Annotated in this window: 13 protein-coding genes and 1 tRNA gene; 12 read left to right on the top strand and 2 right to left on the bottom strand. The window is 60.4% G+C overall.

The genetic code is table 11. The annotated features are described in order from the left end of the window. The first annotated feature begins 9 nt into the window (after positions 1 to 9). The 3 genes from ACSBLW_RS10765 (at position 10) to ACSBLW_RS10775 (ending at position 7,753) form a co-directional block, all read left to right on the top strand. On the top strand, positions 10 to 2,028 hold the full coding sequence (locus tag ACSBLW_RS10765) for a hydantoinase/oxoprolinase N-terminal domain-containing protein (protein ID WP_435256623.1): 2,019 nt from the start codon (positions 10 to 12) through the stop codon (positions 2,026 to 2,028). Positions 2,029 to 2,077: 49 nt separating this feature from the next. Continuing rightward, positions 2,078 to 2,154, top strand: a tRNA-Met gene (locus ACSBLW_RS10770). 787 nt (positions 2,155 to 2,941) lie between these two features. After that, positions 2,942 to 7,753, top strand: coding sequence for a hypothetical protein (locus tag ACSBLW_RS10775; RefSeq protein ID WP_435256624.1), 4,812 nt, complete (start codon positions 2,942 to 2,944; stop codon positions 7,751 to 7,753). Positions 7,754 to 7,759: 6 nt separating this feature from the next. Here ACSBLW_RS10775 and ACSBLW_RS10780 read toward each other — a convergent pair whose 3' ends face one another. Then, on the bottom strand, positions 7,760 to 8,335 hold the full coding sequence (locus tag ACSBLW_RS10780) for a TetR/AcrR family transcriptional regulator (RefSeq protein ID WP_435256625.1): 576 nt from the start codon (positions 8,333 to 8,335) through the stop codon (positions 7,760 to 7,762). A 108-nt stretch (positions 8,336 to 8,443) separates the two neighbouring features. Between ACSBLW_RS10780 and ACSBLW_RS10785 the strand changes: the two genes are divergently transcribed. Together ACSBLW_RS10785 and ACSBLW_RS10790 are read left to right on the top strand one after the other, a co-directional pair. After that, complete coding sequence (locus tag ACSBLW_RS10785; RefSeq protein WP_435256626.1) at positions 8,444 to 8,911, top strand: (2Fe-2S)-binding protein; 468 nt, start codon at positions 8,444 to 8,446, stop codon at positions 8,909 to 8,911. Between the two features lies 1 nt (position 8,912). Next, positions 8,913 to 11,138, top strand: coding sequence for a molybdopterin cofactor-binding domain-containing protein (locus ACSBLW_RS10790; RefSeq protein ID WP_435256627.1), 2,226 nt, complete (start codon positions 8,913 to 8,915; stop codon positions 11,136 to 11,138). Between the two features lie 102 nt (positions 11,139 to 11,240). Here the strand turns inward: ACSBLW_RS10790 and ACSBLW_RS10795 are convergent, their stop codons facing one another. Further along, entirely contained in the window at positions 11,241 to 12,002 is a 762-nt protein-coding gene (locus ACSBLW_RS10795) for a DeoR/GlpR family DNA-binding transcription regulator (protein ID WP_435256628.1), read from the bottom strand. 273 nt (positions 12,003 to 12,275) lie between these two features. On the opposite strand from ACSBLW_RS10795, the gene glpD reads away from it, so the two are divergent. The 7 genes from glpD to ACSBLW_RS10830 all read left to right on the top strand — a co-directional run bounded on the left by glpD (position 12,276) and on the right by ACSBLW_RS10830 (position 19,986). Further along, the gene (glpD, locus tag ACSBLW_RS10800) at positions 12,276 to 13,862 is read left to right on the top strand and encodes a glycerol-3-phosphate dehydrogenase (protein WP_435260095.1); all 1,587 of its coding nucleotides are present in this window, start codon (positions 12,276 to 12,278) and stop codon (positions 13,860 to 13,862) included. Positions 13,863 to 13,872: 10 nt separating this feature from the next. Next, positions 13,873 to 14,976 carry an ABC transporter ATP-binding protein gene (locus ACSBLW_RS10805; protein WP_435256629.1) on the top strand — a complete coding sequence of 368 codons (1,104 nt, stop codon included), beginning with the start codon at positions 13,873 to 13,875 and terminating at the stop codon, positions 14,974 to 14,976. 1 nt (position 14,977) lies between these two features. After that, entirely contained in the window at positions 14,978 to 16,054 is a 1,077-nt protein-coding gene (locus ACSBLW_RS10810) for an ABC transporter ATP-binding protein (protein WP_435256630.1), read from the top strand. Then, complete coding sequence (locus ACSBLW_RS10815; RefSeq protein WP_435256631.1) at positions 16,054 to 16,941, top strand: carbohydrate ABC transporter permease; 888 nt, start codon at positions 16,054 to 16,056, stop codon at positions 16,939 to 16,941. The genes ACSBLW_RS10810 and ACSBLW_RS10815 overlap by 1 nt, the downstream gene beginning before the upstream one ends. Next, the gene (locus ACSBLW_RS10820) at positions 16,941 to 17,744 is read left to right on the top strand and encodes a carbohydrate ABC transporter permease (RefSeq protein WP_435256632.1); all 804 of its coding nucleotides are present in this window, start codon (positions 16,941 to 16,943) and stop codon (positions 17,742 to 17,744) included. Before ACSBLW_RS10815 ends, ACSBLW_RS10820 begins: the two co-directional genes overlap by 1 nt. Beyond that, a complete protein-coding gene (locus tag ACSBLW_RS10825) occupies positions 17,744 to 18,169 on the top strand; it encodes a DUF2160 domain-containing protein (protein ID WP_435256633.1) in 426 nt (141 codons plus the stop codon). Before ACSBLW_RS10820 ends, ACSBLW_RS10825 begins: the two co-directional genes overlap by 1 nt. Before the next feature lie 89 nt (positions 18,170 to 18,258). Then, entirely contained in the window at positions 18,259 to 19,986 is a 1,728-nt protein-coding gene (locus tag ACSBLW_RS10830; protein WP_435256634.1) for an ABC transporter substrate-binding protein, read from the top strand. Positions 19,987 to 20,009 lie beyond the last annotated feature (23 nt).

The raw sequence follows: 20,009 nt of genomic DNA on the forward strand, positions 1-20,009 counted from the left end.
GACGGGACGATGGGCTATTTTCTGGGTGTGGACACGGGTGGAACCTATACCGACGCTGTTGTGGTGGACGAGGCCGCGACAAAGGTCATAGGCAAAGCAAAATCGCTGACCACCCGGGCAGATCTGGCTCTTGGTATTGGCGGCGCCGTCGATGCCGCCCTTGCCGCTGCCGGTGTGCTGGCCTCTGAAATCTCTTTGGTCTCGCTGTCCACAACACTTGCGACAAACGCCCTTGTCGAGGGCCAGGGCGGGCGCGTGGCGCTGGTCTTTATCGGATTTGACGCCGGTGACGAGGCGCGGGCCGGTTTGGATGAGGCGTTGAAGGGCGATCCGATTCTGCGGTTCGCAGGCGGGCATGGCCATGCTGGGCAAGAACTTGCGCCGCTAGACCTTGCTGCATTGGAACTGGCTGTCGCTGACCTGGGTGAACAGGTCATGGGCTTTGCAGTGGCATCGCGCTTTGCCACCCGCAACCCGGCGCATGAAATCGCGGCCCGCGACTTGATCCGTCGCGTAACCGGGCGAGCCGTGACATGCTCGCATGAGCTTTCAGCAAATTTGAACGGACCAAAGCGCGCCTTGACCGCCGTTTTGAATGCGCGGCTGATCGGGATGATCGACCGGCTGGTTGCCGCCTGTGAGCGACATTTGAATCTGGTTGGGATCGACGCCCCCCTGATGGTCGTCCGCGGCGATGGTGCCTTGATTTCCTCTGCGATGGTTCGAGAGCGCCCGATTGAGACAATCCTCTCTGGCCCTGCGGCCAGCATTGTCGGGGCCCGCTGGTTGACCGGGGCGAAGGACGCGCTGGTTTCCGACATCGGAGGCACCACCACGGACGTTGCCCTGCTGCGCGACGGTTTGCCCGAGATTGACCCCGAAGGCGCAAGGGTCGGCGGATTTCGGACGATGGTCGAGGCCGTCGCCATGCGGACGACCGGACTCGGCGGTGACTCTGAGGTTCATTTGATCACCGAGGGGCTGTCCGGTGGGCTGCGGCTTGGACCACGGCGGCTGATTCCAGTTTCACTTTTGGCGGTCGATCATGGAGCGATGGTTCACGCCGCTCTGGATCGCGCACTCTCGACCGAAACAAGCGGCGAACATGATGGTCGATTTGTCGTCCCCATGGGCGGGCAGGCGGGCGGGTTGACAGCGCGAGAGATGACCGTGCTAAACCGGATTACCGAGCCCATGCCTTTGGCTACCGCCCTGACGACCCGCCTTGAGGCTGCCGCTTTGGAACGGCTGGTGGCCCGGGGCTTGGTGATGATCTCTGGCGTGACGCCATCTGATGCAAGCCATGTTCTGGGACGGCTGGAGAGTTGGGATGGCGCGGCTTCGGAAAAAGCGCTGCGCCTCTTGGGGCGCCGCCGGAACGGGGCGGGCGAACGCTTTGCGACCGACCCCGTCGTGCTGGCACAGGCGATTGTCGATCAACTGACCGCGCAAACTGCCGAATGTCTGTTGGAAGCGGCTTTCGCAGAAGACCCGGTCTTTGCGGGCGAGCAGGCGGAAACACTGGCACGGCACCCCCTGTTGAGGGCGGGGTTGAACGGGCACCGCGGCATTCTTCAGATTTCGGCCAGACTGGGCGTTCCGGTCATCGGGCTGGGGGCCTCGGCGCCTTCGTATTACGGGGCGGTGGGCAAGACGTTGGGATGCGAAATGATCCTGCCAGAACATGCCGGGGTCGCGAATGCGATCGGGGCGGTGGTGGGTCAGGTCAGCCAGCGGGTGACCGGCAACATTACCTCCCCCGCCGAGGGCCGCTTTGCTGCCCATCTGCCGGGCGGGGTCGAGGTTTTCAGTGACCGCGACGCAGCCTTGGCCGCGATGGAAACCGCCTTGGAAAACGAGGCCCGCGCCCGGGCGCTGCGGGCGGGTGCAGTGGATGTTCACCTGACCGTCAATCGCGAGGTGAAGGAGGCCGATATCGAGGGCCGGACCATGTTCATAGAGGCCACGATTTCGGTCTCGGCCTCTGGTCGGCCGCGGGTCGCGCATGAACTGGATGCGGCAGAATGAAATTTCGCCCTTGACGTCCTCGGCGGGGCCGAATAGGACGCCCGCCAGTGGCTAGGTAGCTCAGCTGGTTAGAGCGTGCGACTCATAATCGCAAGGTCGAGGGTTCGAGTCCCTCCCTCGCCACCACTCCTTTCAAAATCGGCGCAGAAAAGACCGTCCCCGTCGGGGACGTTTTTTTGTTCTCTTGAAATCAATGCGTTAGCGTCGGAGATTTACCGAATCTTCACGTTTGGGGCGCAAAGGGCGTTTTTGCCGGTGCTTTCAGAGCAGGCATAAATCTTTGGCAATTCTTCGGTCTGCTGACGCCCGTTTTCCTGCGAAAGAAAAACTGATCAAGAAGTGGCATCTGGACGAGCACGCCCAGAGACGGATTTGCCCCGCCGGATTTGCTCCGCTGCGATTCCACAAGACCTGCCGTTTTTTTTGGCCACCCTTCAAGCGCGCCTGTTTCTGCCCCTTCTGGGAAGAGACCGGACTGGCGTTGGGGGGTTTCACACCCCCCCTGCGGATTTGCAGGCAAATCCGCGCCCCTGTGGGATATTTGAGGCCAAGATAAAAGCGGGCGGGGAACAGCAAGGGCAGCTGTCCGAAGGCGCTTTCTTTGTCTGGTTTCGACCGATTGCGGCTGCCGACTTCGGCAAAGACTGGGCGAGATCGCGATGAATCGAAGGCTGAGACTGCCTCTGAGGCAGCAGGTTATCCGCAAAGCTTTTCTATTCTAAGTATCTGAAAGAATGGATTTTCCAAGAACCAATAGCGGCAAGACGGCAGAGAGCCGCCACGACTTAATATCCCTGTGATTGCAAAAAGGGTAGACAGATCGCCTTGGTCTTTGAGACCATTACGGACCTTTTTTCATTTCAGACGATTCGATTTTCGACAAAAATTTTGATCCCCATTGAGGAACGTTGATATGTCATCACCGGTCAAAGGGTCCCTTTCCGTTCTGAAAAGCATTTCAGACCCTGAGGGCATCGCGAAGCTTCACGCATTGGGCATTTACACCGTCGCGCAACTGGCCGCCTGGCCGCCGTGTCGCGACTCGGAGCTGTTGATGGCCTTGGCAAACGGATCGGACGAGGATGCCTTCGAGTCCGGGATCGCCCTATACATCGACGCCGACAAACAGGATGCTGCCGCGGCTGCCGAGGATTTCGGTGCGACCCCGTCCTACGATCTGAAATCGGTGGATGATGCGGTGGGCGATTTGATTGGCGACACATTGGGCATGGAAACGGTAGGCGCTCTTGCCTCTTACGCCCCCTATCTGGAAGCGCGGCAATGGGTGCGGGGTTGTGCCTTTCCGCCCTATTGCGAGCGGCCCTCGGCCCCGGATTGGCTGTTGCCAGAGCCGGTTGGCGCGACCCAGACCAAGGTGCGGCTTTCAAATTATGTCCGCGACCTGCCGTTTGATTTCGCGCAAGTGCCCGTTACGGTTCTGACCTCGGTGGATGAGCCTTGGCCCAGTCTGGCGCTGGGGCCTCTGTTTGCACGCAGTTCATTCAAAGGATGGATCGGCTATCTTGCGCTGTTCCGGCAGCGTTGGCTGAACGCGGGCAGCCATCTGGGCGAGATCGTGCATTCGCTGGCGCTGGCGCCCGGCGAAAGCCGCAACATCTCGGTGCTGGATTGGGCGGCGCGGCAGCAATCGGCGCGGGAGGAGAACAGCACGGCCAGCGAGCGGCTAAGCGCGTCTTTCGACCAGAAGCGCGCGATCAACGAGGTGGTGGAAGCGACGGCGGTCGAGCATCTTTACGGGCAGACCGACATCGACGCCACGACCAAGACGACGGGCTTTGGCCTGACCGCGGGCTATGGCGGCGGACGGGCCATGTCGAACACCGTGGGCGGCGCGGCAAATCTGGACCTGATGCAGCTAGCCCAATTGCCGGTGAATGTTGGTGCGCAAGGGGGCAACGCGACGACCAACAGTTCTGCGGGCGGTATTGGCGGCAGCTATGTCACCTCGAAAGGGTCGTTGCAGGGGGTGGTCAAATCGGAAACCGGCGGGTCGCGGGAAGTTTTGGGCGAGGTCAGCCAGAATATCTCGGACAGCACGACGCAGAATGCGGCCAATGTCCGGTCGCTGTTTTCCACGGTGATCGTGGAGGACCGCCAGACGGGTCGGCAGCGCGGGCAGACGCGCAACGTGACGAACTACAACCATTCGCATGCTTTGACGGTGCAGTATTACGAGATCTTGCAGAAATACATCGTGACCACAGGGCCAGACAGCCTGCGCCCGGTGCTGTTTTTGCCATTCAGGCCGATCAATTTCACCATCGAGAATGTGATTTCGATTTGGGATGTGGTGGCGCCCCTGTTGCGAGCGCGGGTGCCACGGAAATATGACGCGTGGGACAGCGTTATTCGCGGCTATACCGATGCCAATGCGGCCTTTGACCCGGAGGGGTCGATCCATATCACCCGCGTTCAGGTGCATCGGACCCGGGCCTATACGGCGGCCTGTCAGGTAGAGTTGGATGACGCCAATCCGGTGGTGAAGTTTCAAGTCAGCGGCAGCCGGATCGAGGACAGCCTTGATCTGGAGCTGAAGGGCGGGGCCACTTATGTCGATTATGATGTGCTGGATGTTACCGACAAGGAAGTCGACGATTTCGGCAATCTGTCGGGGATTGATGCCGATGAAGCCCTGACATGGAGTTTTACAACCAGTTTTCAGGCGGCGCTGCGGCGCGAATTGCATGAGTTGATCGACAGCGCGAAGAAGGTTGTCGATCTGAATGGCATGGAGTTCAACGAGATCTCGGTCACCAATAAGACCAATAATCTGCACGATGATGTGGATGCGGGGCTGTATCGGTTGTTGAACGGGTCGGCCGGGGTCGAGATCGCGCTGGACGTGACCTATACGCTGACGGATCAGAACGGCAATCAGCAGGACGTGCCGCAGACGCAGAGCTTTTTCTTTAGCTGGTCGTCACTGGAACGTGGAACCGCCTCGGGCAGCTTTTCGGCCAATGACGCGATTGCGGCCTATCTGGATGGCGTGGCCGACATCAATCCGACGCGAACGATCGACGAGATTTTGGGCTGGTTCACGTTCAACAAATATGGCGTGACCAAGTATCTGATGACCAAGATCGAGGATGAGCAGGTGGTGGATGCCATCGAGCATCTTGGGCTGGGCACGGTGCCGTTGACGCGGTTCATTGACCCCAATCCTTTGGGGATGGTCGACAATCATCTGATCTTTGCGCTGCGGGATCTGCGGGTGGGGCCGGGGCTTTTGCCGCAGGCGACGGTGGCGTCGCTGCGGGCGGCGCCTGTCAAGGCGGCACCTCCGCCAGAACTGGCCTCGATGCCGGCGGTTGGCAGCCCGAACAGCGCGCAGGTCTTTGCGTTCCGGGCCACGATCAGCCCGGGCGATGGGCGGGGTCGGGCGCGGGTTCTGACGGGTCAGGGCCGGGTCGAGACGGATGCCGAAGGCGTTATGGCGCTGCGACTGGAGGGAGACCGTCAGGGCGGGCGGCAGCTGGCGTCGGTGCTGTACATCTTGATCCAACCCGGCAAAGGAGAAGCCCGCAGCGTGGCCTCTGGCACTTTCCGTGCAGATGCGGAGAGCGGGTCGGCGCAGCGCCTTGCGGGGACGGCGACACGGCCAGACCATAAGGGGTTCTTCACGCTGTGGAGCCCGCTTGCACTGCCGCGCAGAGAGGGCGCGGGGGAACATCGGTTCGACATTCAGTTGCTGGATGTGCGACCCGCAAATGATGCGATTGATGGCGACAGGCCAAAGCCCGTGGAACCGGGAAGGCCCAATTTGCCGGATTTGCCCGAATTGCCGGACCTGCCAAAGGACGAGATCGACCCGATCACCTCTCCGCTGCAACGCTATCTTGATGGGTTGGACGCCTATCTGGCGACAGCGCGGGCGCGGCCTGTGACCGAGATTGTCCATCTGCCAACGCCCGGCGTCTTTGGGGAGGCGGTGCTGGGCCGTTCCAACGCGTCGGAATTCATCGACCCGTATCGGTTCCACAATTGGCAGGATAGCCCGATTCCCAATGCCGCCCCCGGAATCGAGGGGATCGCCTTTAGCCCGGACTATATTCGGGCAATTTCGGAACAGGTGGGACCAGAGGTTCCGCTGAACATTACGCTTCAGCCGCAAGTTCCGACCAATTGGGCGATGCCGACGGGCCTGACCGAAGCGATGACGACGTTGCGGACGGGGGACATGTTCCGAGACATGTCACAGGCCGCGACGCTTGGCACGGCCCTTGGCAAGATTGCCGATGTGGCACAAGCGGTGGCCACGCAGGCGGGCACATTGTCTGGCGAGGCGATGAAAGACGCGCTGCAACAGGCGACGTCACTGGGGAACAAGACCGCCGACGTTGCCGCGTCATTGGCCAAAGAAGCGAAGGCCCCGCCGCCCGTAACACCGACGGAACGTGTGGCAACGATGAACGAGTTGCGGCGCCAAGCCGATGCGCCCGGCGACCCAGGCAGTTTCAGCCCAGCATTGAATGATGCCGCGCGGGCGGAAACAATGGGCGTCAGCAGCGCCACCTCGGGGACGCCGACCACCGCCCCGCCGCCCCCTAGCAGCGGAGGGTCGGAGGGAAATGACCCCGGCCCCCTTTCGGAGGGGGCCTGCCAATACGACGATGAGGCCGAAATCGCTGCGTCTTTCACAACACCCTATAACGTTTCTGAATGGGTGATTGTGACCGATGCCCAGCCATCGGGCGAGGCCCCGGCAGATTATTGGAATCTGACAAGCCATACGCTGACCAATTTTGGCGTCGGGGCCAGCGCCCTTGATACGGCGAAATGGACAGAAGACGTCGCGCTGGAGGTGACGACGATCCTTGCCCGCGCCTCGGTCTATGACATCATCTATGCGCCGATCAGCCGTAAGTTCTATGCGGTAGGGTTGCGCATCACTGGCTATTCCGACTGCACAGGATCAGAGGAGACCAATGCCAAGCTTCGTGACGACCGTGCGACGTCGATCACCGGCTTTGCCCGCGCCGCGATTGACATGTTGGGAAATGAAGTGCCGGGATCTTACGCGGGGCTTGACCCGACCCAGATCGTTGTCTCGGCCGGAGGTGCACCTTCGGGGGAATTCCTGTGGCCGAACGATTCTGCCGATGGTCGGTCTTTCAACCGGGGCGTCCTGATCGAGGAGTTCTGGTACGAGCTTGCACTTTCGCAGGTGCCGCCAGATTTGGTTGCGAACCCGATTTCAGTGGAAGAGCGGATCGCACAGGGTGAGCAGATCGTGCGGAACAACCTGGCCGCCATTCGTAGCGCCATAGCCGCCAGCAGCGAGCCGGAGTGGAACCGAAACAGCGGCAATTGTCTGTTGGAAAAGATTCTGCGGACCGACACTCAGGTGAAGTATTTCAGCGTTGGCGCGGTCAACAGCTACATTGCCGATAACATCTGGGAACAGTTCCGGATTGCGCCAATTGACTATCCCGGCGCATCAGATGCGCGTGATTGGATTTACAAGTCGGCCTATAATTCCCCTGATCCGACCAAGATCGCCAAGACCATCATCGAGACCTACAAGGCCCTGTCCTTGGGGGTGCAGCGGGTTCACCTGAAAAGCACGCTATCGGCGGTGGGCGATGCGGATACCGTCACGCTTTCGGACTGGATCAAGGGCGAACAGGTTGCCCCGCTGAGCATCTATTCCTGCCATCTGGGAGAGGTGACAGAAAACCTTGAATGGTGGTTCTTTCGATAGTGGCCCTTAGCCCGCGATAGCCCGGGCAAAGAGGCGGGCAAGGTGTTTCTGGCCTTGGCGGTAGCCTTCCAGCGTTTGGCCGGGGAATTTCAGCCCCATCGCCGAGGTAAGGATGGTGCGCGCCACGGTTTCTGGGGGGCCGATATCCTCGGGCGGGGTCAGGGTCTTTAGCCAGCGGGTGAGGATTTCAATCTTTGCCGCCTCACCCCGCTGCATGATGTCACCCGTGACAGTCGCCCCGGCCTCCATCAACTCTGCGCCGTGGGGAGAGGCAAAGACCAGTTCCATCAGCGCCCCATCCTTGGCCCGAAAGGCCGCTGTCAGCGCCTGTTCCGGGGTTTGTCCGGGGGCAAAAAGGGCGGTCTCCATATCTGCAATCGCGGTGGCGAAGAAGGTTTCGACCAGAGCGCGGAAGATATCTTCTTTGTTCTTGTAGTGCAGATACAGGGCCGAGCGGGACATGCCCGTATGCCGCGCTATGTCATCCATCGACGTGCGGCGATAACCATGCGCGGCGAAGGCCTGCATGGCCGCCGCCTGAATGGTTTCCTGCCGTTCTCTGATCTTGTCTGACCCGTCCATCAGCTTTGCATAGCCCCTTCCTGACGATCTGACAATTTTGTTTTCTTTTGTCAATTGACATACTGACAAAATAATACCAATTTGTCAGATATGTAAGAGGAGGTCCCGATGGCCACGACAGTGACGGTGAATGGCAGCAGTGCCACGATTGATCTGCCCGATGACACGCCGCTGCTTTGGGCGCTGCGCGATGGTCTTGGCTTGACGGGCACGAAATATGGGTGCGGCGTTGCGGCCTGTGGCGCCTGCACGGTGCATGTCGACGGCGTGGCGGTACGGTCGTGCCAGACCGCGTTGGGGGATGTGGCCGGGGCAGAGGTTCTGACGATCGAGGGATTGGGCACGCCCTCGGCCTTGCACGCGGTGCAGGCGGCGTGGATCGAGGCGCAGGTGGCGCAATGCGGTTACTGTCAGTCGGGCCAGATCATGCAGGCCGCTGCGCTTTTGGCGGAGAACCCGACGCCCAGCGTGGCGGAGATCGACGAGGCGATGAGCGGCAATCTGTGCCGCTGCGGAACCTATCCGCGCATCCGGGCCGCTGTGCAGGACGCAGCCAAGCGTCTGCAGGAGGTGTGAGATGGGGCGGATCAAAACCATTGCCCGCAGAACTTTTCTGATCGGCTCGGCCGCTATACTGGGCGGCGTCGCCTTTGGCACTTGGCGCTACAAGACGCCCTATGCCAACCCATTGGTTTCGGGCGACGGCATTGGGGCGATCACGCCCTATGTGCTGATCGATCCGTCGGGTGTGACGATCGTCACGCCGCGGGCCGAGATGGGTCAGGGCATCCAGTCAACCCTTGCCGCCTTGGTCGCCGAGGAGCTGGATCTGCCTTGGGATGAGGTTCGGGTGATGCATGGCCCACCAGCGAAAGCCTATTACAATGGCGCCATGCTGGAAGATGGGGTTCCGTTTGCGCCCACCGACCAATCCTGGGCCGCAGAGACGATGCGCCATGCCATGGCGATTCCTGCGAAGTTTCTGGCGATCCAATTGACCGGCGGATCAACCTCGATCCCCGATGGCTATGAGAAGATGCGCGCGGCAGGTGCCGTGGCGCGGGCGGCGCTGATTGCGGCGGCAGCGGATCGGCTGGGCCTTGATGCCGCGCAACTGACCACGGATGCGGGTGCCGTGGTGGCGCCCGATGGCACGCGGCTGGCCTATACGGAACTGGCCGAGGCGGCAGCGGCGGTCGACCTGCCGGACACCCCCCCGCTGAAACCGCGCTCCGAGTGGAAGCTGCTTGGGAAATCCTTGCCCCGCGTGGACATGGTGGCGAAATCCACCGGCACGGCAAGTTTCGCGGGCGACATCCGCCTTCCGGGGATGAAGTTTGCCACGGTCAAGATGAACCCTGCCCTTGGCGCGGCAATGAACGGATTTGACGACAGCGCCGCCTTGGCGATGCCAGGGGTGGAAAAGGTCATTGCGCTGGCGGGTGGTGTTGCTGTCGTTGCCGCGACCACTTGGCATGCTATTCAGGCCGCCGAGGCGATCTCGTTTGATTGGGCGCCAGCTTCCTACCCCGCGAGCAGCGCCGAGATGCGCGCCCAGATCGCAGCCTCGTTCACCGCTGAGACGCTGGATGCGACCATGCGCGACGAAGGGGATGTCACCACCGCGACCGGAGAGGCGTTCGAAGCCGAATATGACGTGCCGCATCTGGCCCATGCAACGATGGAACCGATGCAGGCAACCGCCCAGTTCAAGGATGGCAAACTGACGCTTTGGGTTGGCACCCAGGCACCTGGTCTGGCGCGCGATTTTGCGGCCAAGGCCGTGGGGATCGAGGCGGAGGCCGTCGAGTTGCACACGACCGTCATGGGCGGTGGCTTTGGGCGGCGGGCCGAGGTTGACGCCTCGGTTCTTGCGGCCCAAGTCGCAAAAGCCATGGAAGGCACCCCGGTTCTGGTCACTTGGAGCCGCGAAGAAGACATGTCGCATGATATGTACAGGCCCATGGCCATCGGGCGCATCAAGGCGACGGTCAAAGATGGCCGCGTCGAAAGCTTTGATTTCGCCACGGCCTCGCCATCCATCATGGAAACCTTGGCCGAGCGCGCAAACCTGCCCTTGGCCGGGCCGGATGCCACGATTGCCCAAGGCGCTTGGGAACAACCTTATGCTTTCCCGCAGTACCGCGTCGCGGCCTATCGCGCGCCAAAGACTGTGCCGTTGGGTTTCTGGCGGTCGGTCGGTGCCAGTGTGAATGGGTTCTTCCATGATTGCGCGATGGATGAACTGGCCCATCTGACCGGGGTCGATCCTCTGGCTTTCCGGCTGAACCAAATGTCACATGACCCGTCGCGCAAAGTCCTAGAGGCCGTGGCCGAGATGTCGAACTGGAACAGCCCGCGTCCGGGCCGTTCGCTTGGCGTTGCGTTCTGCCTGTCCTTTGGCGTGCCAACGGCCGAGGTCATCGAGGTTGAAAACAGCCCCGAAGGCATTCGTCTGACCGGCGCTTGGGCGGCGGTCGATGTCGGCTTGGCGCTGGACCCGAAGAACATCGAGGCGCAGGTCACAGGCGCGATGGTCTATGGCCTGACCGCTGCCATTCGTGGCGAAATCGGCTTTGAAGACGGCAAAGTCGTGCAACAGAATTTCTGGGATTATGAACCTCTGCGTGCCTCTCAGGTGCCGGACATTCAGGTGCGCATTTTAGAAAGTGGCGGCCCAATCCGCGGCATTGGCGAACCCGGAACGCCACCTGCGGCCCCGGCCTTGGCGAATGCGCTTTTCGCCCTGACGGGCACCCGTGCCCGCAGTCTGCCACTGGCCAAGAGCTTCAGCTTCGCCTGACGGCTCTTGCCCTTTATCTTGGTCTAAATATCCCGGGGTCAGCGCTTTGGCCCCAGCCAAAGCGCTGATAGGGGGCAGAGCCCCCTTGCTTTGGGCGAAGTATCACCCCGCCACCACAACCTTGGTGCCCCAACCGTCGCAGGCCTGCATCAGGTTTCCCGGCAGGGCACGGTCGGTAAAGACCGCATCCAGTTCTGAAAGGCTCGCGATGCGGGCGGGGGCAGAGCGGCCTAGTTTCGACTGGTCGCAGACCAGAAAACTTTGCCGTGCTTGCCGCAGGATCGCACGGCTGACCCGCACCTCGGCAAGGTCGAAGTCCAACAGATCACCGTCACGGTCCAGCGCAGAGGTGCCGATCACCGCGAAATCGACCTTGAACTGTTCGATGAATTGCGTGGTGAGTTCGCCGACCAGACCGCCGTCAGAGCGTCGCAGCATCCCACCCGCCACCATGATTTCGCAGCCGGGGTTGGCGACCAGAATGTTGGCCACGTTCATGTTGTTCGTCACGACCGTGATGTTGCGATGGTTGATCAGTTCTCGTGCGACAGCCTCGGTCGTGGTGCCTAGGTTCAGGATCATCGAGGAATTGTCGGGGATCATCGCCGCACAGGCCTTGGCGATTGCGGCCTTTGCGCCCTCATTCATCTTGCGCCGCGCCTCATAGCCGATGTTCGACACGCCCGTGCGTGGAACAGCCCCACCGTGAACGCGGTCAAGAAACCCTGCTTCGGAAAGCTCGGTCAGATCCCGGCGAATGGTTTGCAGGGTGACGTCAAAGCGCTGGGCGAGATCTTCGACGACAGCGCGCCCTTCGGACCGCACGATTTCGAGGATCTCGGTCTGGCGGATATTGATGGCCAAAATTTCCTCCCTTTCGCACAGGCGCTGACCCATTTTTGGCACGCATCGGTCGCCCTGTCACCCACTCACTCTTTGTGCTGCACCTGCATTCGTTTTTGTGCGTTTGCAGCAACATCACCGATATGGCCAGAATATGACGTAGGGTCACTGTTTTCAAATGTTCGTTTCCAAACAAAACGCGCAAAAACGAAAAAACTCTATTGACCCACGAAAGAGAGTCGGTGCAGGGTGCAGCCCGTGGAAGGCCAAGACTTTCCCTGGGAGGACTACGACGTGTCAGATGCTGGGCGGCCTGCGGTGGCCGATCTCTTCATCATTGGTGGCGGCATTAACGGCTGCGGGATCGCGCGGGATGCTTCGGGCCGCGGACTCTCGGTGGTGCTGGCCGAGCAGGGAGATCTGGCGCAGGCCACGTCGTCTGCCTCGACCAAGCTGTTCCACGGCGGTTTGCGCTATCTGGAATATTTCGAATTCCGTCTGGTGCGCGAGGCACTGGAAGAGCGCGAGACGCTTCTGGTGGCGATGCCGCATATCAGCTGGCCGATGCGCTTTGTGCTGCCTTATCACCGCGACATGCGGTTCGAGACTGACACGCCGACCAGCCGCCTTTTGGGCGTGGTGATGCCATGGATGAAAGGGCGTCGTCCGGCTTGGCTTATTCGCCTTGGGCTGTTCCTTTATGACACGATGGGCGGGCGGAAGATTCTGCCCTCGACCCGCACGTTGGATCTGACGACCGACAAAGCCGGCGAGGCTCTGAACCCGAAATTCCGAAAGGCCTATGAATATTCGGATTGCTGGGTCGAGGATTCTCGACTGGTGGTCTTGAATGCGCGTGATGCCGAGGCGCGTGGTGCAAGGATCATGGTGGGGACCAAGGTGGTCAGCGCCAGCCGCGCCGAGGGACATTGGGTGGTTGAGGTGGAAGGGCCGAATGGCTGCGCCACGCATCACGCCAAGGTGCTGGTCAATGCGGGCGGGCCTTGGGTTGAAGATGTGATCCGTAATGTGGCCCGCATCAACTCGACCGAAGGCGTGCGCCTTGTGCGCGGCAGCCATATCGTGACCAAGCGCCTGTTTGACCATGACCGCTGCTATTTCTTTCAAGGCGAAGATGGCCGGATCATCTTTGCCATTCCCTACGAGCAGGATTTCACCCTGATCGGAACGACGGACAAGGATCATCAGGGCGCGCCCGGAACGGCGAAATGCACGGATGAAGAGCGTGATTATCTGCTGGCCTTTGCGTCCAAGTATTTCGCAAAGCCGCTGACCAAAGAGGACGTGGTCTGGACCTATTCCGGGGTGCGTCCGCTGTATAATGATGGCGCAAAGTCGGCGACCGCTGCGACGCGGGATTATGTTCTGTCGCTGGATCAGAACGGGGCGCCGCTGCTGAACGTCTTTGGCGGCAAGATCACCACCTATCGGCGGTTGGCCGAAAGCGCGATGGAAAAGATCCTGCCCTTCTTTCCGGGCACCAAGGACAAATGGACGGCACGGGTGCCGCTGCCGGGCGGGAATTTCCCGCAGGATGGCGTGGCCGATCTGGTGGCCAAGCTGAAGGCACGGTTTGCGTTCTTGTCCGATTATCACGCGGCACGTCTGGTCCGGGCCTATGGGACCGAAGCGTTTGATGTGCTGGGACAGGCCAAGACCTTTGCTGATCTGGGCCGCGATTTCGGGGCGACGCTGACCGAGGCCGAGGTGAATTGGCTGATGCAGAGGGAATGGGCGCGGCATGCGGCGGATGTCGTGTGGCGGCGGTCAAAACTGGGGCTGCGGTTGACGGCCGCCCAGATCGCCGCGCTGGAGGAATTCATGACGAAGGATCGGGCTGTCAGCCCGGCCGCGGAATAAGGGATCGGGGATGGCGCTGGAGCTGCAAAATGTGACGCGGGTTGTGGGCGGGCGGGTTCATATCCACCCCACTACGCTGACGTTGCAAAAGGGCACGATGAACGTGCTTTTGGGGCCGACGCTGTCGGGTAAAACCAGCCTGATGCGGCTGATGGCCGGTTTGGATTCGCCGACCCAAGGTCGCATTCTGTGGGATGGCAAGGATGTCACCGGGGTGCGCGTTCAGGACCGCGGCGTGGCGATGGTTTATCAGCAATTCATCAACTATCCGGGTCTGAGCGTTTACGAGAACATCGCCTCGCCCCTGCGGATTCTGGGAACAGACAAGGCCGAGATCGACCGCCGCGTGCGCGAAACCGCCGAGATGATGCGCCTGACGCCGATGCTGGACCGCAAGCCGCTGGAACTTTCTGGCGGGCAGCAGCAGCGTTGTGCGCTTGCACGGGCCTTGGTCAAGGGCGCGGGTCTGGTGTTGTTGGACGAACCTTTGGCGAACCTTGACTACAAGCTGCGCGAAGAACTGCGGGTGGAAATTCCGCGGATCTTTGAAGCTTCGGGGGCGATCTTTGTTTATGCGACAACAGAGCCGGAAGAAGCGCTTTTGCTGGGCGGCAATACTGCGGCCCTGCACGAAGGCCGCGTGACCCAGTTTGGCCCGACGCCGCAGGTCTACCGCCAGCCCGCCGATATGGTGACGGCGCGTGTCTTCAGCGATCCGCCGATGAATTTTGTGTCCTGCTTCAAGGACGGACACCGGATCAATTTCGGCGATCATGCGAATGCGCCGGCGGATGGCGTTTTCGCAAGCCTTCCCGATGGGCGCTATATGGCTGGGTTCCGTGCCAACCATCTGGAATTGAACAAGCATTCCGGACAGGCGGTCGAATTCCGCTGCTCCCTGGGCGTGACAGAGATCACCGGCTCGGAAACCTTTTTGCATGTGCTGCATGGCCGCGACCGTTGGGTCGGGCTGGTGCATGGGGTGCATGATCTGACGCCTGGGCAGGATGTCAGTGTCTGGCTGGACCCGGCGCATGTTTACCTGTTTGACGCCGATGGGCGGCTGGCGGCACCGGCGGCCTATGCGACCCACGATATGAAGGGGGCCGCGTAAGATGGCACGGATCACGCTGAAAAATCTGGCGCATAGCTACTTTGCGAACCCCAAGTCAGATGATGACTATGCGCTGAAGGAGATGGACCATGTCTGGGACGATGGCGGGGCCTATGCGCTGTTGGGGTCGTCAGGCTGTGGCAAGTCAACGCTGCTGAATATCATTTCGGGGCTCTTGCGCCCGTCTCAGGGCCGGGTGCTGTTTGGTGACAGCGATATGACCGATGCGGCAACGGCTGAACGCAATATCGCGCAGGTGTTCCAGTTCCCGGTGGTCTACGACACGATGACGGTGCGCGACAACCTTGCTTTCCCGCTGCGCAACCGGGGGATGGAGGCAAGCTATATCGCATCCCGCGTGCAGGAAATCGCGCGAATGATCGGGATGGAAGGCAATCTGGGCATGAAGGCCCAAGGCCTGACCGCCGATGCCAAGCAGAAGATTTCCTTGGGGCGCGGCATGGTGCGCGAGGATGTGAACGCGATCCTGTTTGACGAACCACTGACGGTGATCGACCCGCATATGAAGTGGGAGCTTCGGACGCAGCTAAAGCAGTTGCACCGCCAGTTTGGCCATACGATGATCTATGTGACACATGACCAGACCGAGGCGCTGACCTTCGCTGACAAGGTGGTGGTGATGTATGACGGGCGCGTGGTGCAGATGGGCACGCCGGAAGAGTTGTTCGAGACCCCGGCGCATACCTTTGTTGGGTACTTCATCGGCTCGCCGGGGATGAACCTGTTTGACGCGAAGATCAACGGAAACCGGGCGCAGCTGCAAGGCGCCACGGTCGAACTGGGTGCGGCCTATGGGCCAACAAGGGGCCGCACCCAAATCGGCATCCGCCCGGAATATTGTGTGCTGACCGAAGGCAACGGCCTGCCCGTGATCATCAAGCGCGTTGAGGATGTCGGCCGCCATCGTTTGGTACGGGCCGAAGCTGCTGGCCAATCTCTAAACATCGTGGTGCCCGAAGGAATGCCCGTGGGGGCAGACATGACCCACGTCTCTTTCGTTGCCGACAAGATCAACGTCTATGCCGATGACTGGCGCGTAAGCGGGGAGGCCGCGTGATGGAAAAGACCGTCAATCAAAAGGCGTGGTTCCTTGTGTTGCCGGTGCTGGTGATCGTGGCTTTCTCTGCGATCATCCCCCTGATGACCGTGGTGAACTATTCGGTCAACGACACCTTCGGGAACAATCAGTTCTTCTGGGCGGGGCTGGAGTGGTTCGAGGAAATGGTGACTTCAAGCCGTCTGCATGATGCGCTTGGGCGCCAGATCCTGTTTACCGCGATCATCCTTTCCATTCAGGTGCCGCTGGGCATTTTCATTGCGCTGAACATGCCAAAGAAGGGGTTCTGGTCGTCCTTGTGCCTTGTTCTGATGGCGCTGCCCTTGCTGATCCCTTTCAACGTCGTGGGCACGATCTGGCAGATTTTCGGGCGCGTGGACATCGGCCTGTTGGGTCATACGCTGGCCGCGCTTGGGATCGACTACAACTACACCAACGACCCGCTGGATGCCTGGATCACTGTCATCGTGATGGATGTCTGGCACTGGACTTCGCTTGTGGCGCTGTTGGCTTATGCAGGGCTGCAATCCATTCCGCAGGCCTATTATCAGGCCGCCAAGATAGACCAGGCCAGCCGTTGGGCCGTGTTCCGCTACATTGAACTGCCAAAGATGAAGGGCGTGCTGCTGATCGCCATTCTGTTGCGGTTCATGGACAGCTTCATGATCTATACCGAGCCCTTCGTCGTTACCGGCGGCGGACCCGGCAACTCGACCACCTTCCTGTCGATTGACCTTGTGAAGATGGCTGTCGGTCAGTTCGACCTTGGCCCGGCTGCTGCCTTCTCGATCATGTACTTCCTCGTGATCCTCTTGGTGTCATGGGTCTTTTACACCGTGATGACCAATCTGGACCGCAACGAAACCCAAACCGGGGAGAGCCACTGATGAAAGTGAAACCCTCTGCCCTTGTGATGACGCTTTACCTCTTGTTCCTGTTGGTGCCGATCTACTGGCTGGTCAACATGAGCCTGAAGACCAATACCGAAATCACAAGCACCTTCACGCTGTTCCCGAATGATCTGACGTTCCGCAACTACATGGTGATCCTGACTGATCCCAGTTGGTACATGGGATATGTCAACTCGATTATCTATGTGACGATGAACGTGGTGATTTCGCTGACGGTTGCCCTGCCTGCGGCCTATGCGTTCAGCCGCTATTCGTTCATGGGCGACAAGCACCTGTTCTTCTGGCTGTTGACGAACCGGATGGCCCCGCCTGCGGTGTTCGCCCTGCCCTTTTTCCAGCTGTATTCCAGCGTCGGCCTGTTCGACACGCATATCGCCGTGGCTTTGGCCCATTGCCTGTTCAACGTGCCGCTGGCGGTGTGGATCTTGGAAGGCTTCATGCGTGGTGTGCCGAAGGAAATTGACGAAACCGCCTATATCGACGGCTATTCATTCCCCAAGTTCTTCGTGAAGATATTCATGCCGCTGATCGCGTCTGGCATCGGGGTCGCAGCTTTCTTCTGCTTCATGTTCTCGTGGGTGGAACTGTTGCTGAGCCGCACTCTGACCTCGGTCAACGCCAAGCCGATTGCGGCCACGATGACGCGGACGGTTTCTGCAAGCGGCATGGACTGGGGTGTTCTGGCCGCCGCCGGGGTGCTGACGATCGTGCCCGGTGCTCTCGTGATCTATTTTGTCCGCAACTACATCGCCAAGGGCTTTGCCCTGGGGAGGGTGTGATGACTGCCTCGACCGCAACCCATGCCCCGCGCGCGAACTGGACCCGTATCTCGGTTTCCGCCGCTGCTGTGATGGGGGCTATCCTAATTGCCCTGATCGCGGCTGCGCCACGAAAAGACGGCTCGATCGACTGGTTCGCTCCGATGATCGCCAATGGCTGGATGGCCTGGACGCTGCCGGTTGCGCTGTTCTTCTGGATGATCGCAAGCCTGTTGGTCACGATGACCATTCTGGCCATTCGCTTTCCCGAAACACCACGCATCGGCGTGCTGCGTATCGAAACCACGCGCGGCGACCGGCTGTTCATCAGCCTGCTTGGATCGGCCTTTATCCATCTCATCTGGCTTTACTTTGCCGGGACGCCCCTGTGGGGCGCTTCGGCCCTCTGCCTTGTCTATGCCGCGGCGGTGTTTCGCTGGGTCTAGACGGGAACAAAACGCCGGGGGCGGGATGCGACCCCACACCCCGGCTAGACTGCAAAAACGGACGTCTCACAATCTGGGAGGATTACATAATGAGATTACGTCAAACGACAACTGCCATGGCGCTTGCGCTGATGGCCATGGGGGCGGCCCCAGCTTGGGCCGACATGGAGGCTGCAAAAGCCTTCCTCGATGCCGAGATCGGCGATCTGTCGACGCTGGACCGCGCTGGTCAAGAAGCGGAAATGCAGTGGTTCATTGATGCTGCCGCCCCGCTGGCCGGCATGGAGATCAAGGTGGTTTCGGAAACCATCACCACCCACGAATACGAAGCCAAGGTTCTGGCTCCGGCCTTTACGGCCATCACCGGCATCAAGGTCACCCATGACCTAATCGGCGAAGGTGACGTCGTCGAAAAACTGCAAACGCAGATGCAGACCGGCGAAAACATCTATGACGGCTACATCAACGACTCGGATCTGATCGGCACCCATTGGCGCTATCAGCAGGCCCGCATTCTTTCGGACTGGATGGAAGAAGAAGGCAAGGCTTTCACCAACCCGAATCTTGATATCGCTGACTTCATCGGCGCCAAGTTTACCACCGCACCGGATGGCAAGCTGTACCAGCTGCCCGACCAGCAGTTCGCGAACCTCTACTGGTTCCGCTATGACTGGTTCAACGATCAGAAGACCAAGGACGATTTCAAGGCCAAGTACGGTTATGACCTTGGCGTTCCGGTGAACTGGTCGGCCTATGAAGACATCGCCGAATTCTTTACTGGCCGTGACATGTCTTATGCCGGCGGCCCGGCTTCGGGCGTCTATGGCAACATGGACTACGGCAAGAAAGACCCGTCACTTGGCTGGCGCTATACCGATGCGTGGATGTCGATGGCCGGTATGGGCGACGTGGGTGAGCCGAACGGCCTGCCGGTTGACGAATGGGGTATCCGCGTCGATGAAAACAGCCGTCCTGTTGGCTCCTGCGTTGCCCGCGGCGGCGCCACCAACGACGCCGCCGCCGTCTATGCTGTGACCAAGGCCATCGAATGGCTGCAGAAGTACACCCCGCCAGAAGCCCAAGGCATGACCTTCGGTGAAGCGGGTCCGGTGCCGGCGCAGGGCTCGATCGCACAGCAGATGTTCTGGTACACCGCCTTCACAGCCGATATGGTCAAGGAAGGCCTGCCGGTCATGAACGAGGATGGCACGCCGAAGTGGCGCATGGCTCCCTCGCCACATGGCACCTATTGGCAGGATGGCATGAAGGTTGGCTATCAGGATGCCGGTTCGTGGACCCTGATGAAATCGACCCCGGTCGACCGCGCACAGGCCGCATGGCTTTATGCGCAGTTTATCACCTCGAAGACCGTCGACGTGAAAAAGTCGCACGTTGGTCTGACCTTCATCCGTGAATCGACGATCCAGCACCAGTCGTTCACCGACCGCGCCCCAAAACTGGGTGGTCTGGTGGAATTCTACCGCTCGCCCGCCCGCGTTCAGTGGTCGCCAACCGGTACGAACGTTCCTGACTATCCGAAGCTGGCACAGCTGTGGTGGCAGAACATCGGCGACGCCATGTCGGGCGCAAAGAGCCCGCAGGAAGCGCTGGATGCCCTTTGCGAAGAGCAGGAAAAGGTTCTGGAGCGTCTGGAGCGTGCCGGCGTTCAGGGCGATATCGGTCCGAAGATGAACGAGCCGCAGGATGCCCAAGTATGGCTGGATGCCCCCGGCGCGCCGGTGGCCAAGCTGGAGAACGAAAAGCCGCAGGGTGAGACCATCTCGTATGACGAGCTGATCAAGTCCTGGCAGAACTGATCCCGCAAGGGAGCCAAGGGAGG

Source organism: Thioclava sp. FR2, from assembly GCF_051200875.1.
GTDB lineage: Bacteria > Pseudomonadota > Alphaproteobacteria > Rhodobacterales > Rhodobacteraceae > Pseudotabrizicola.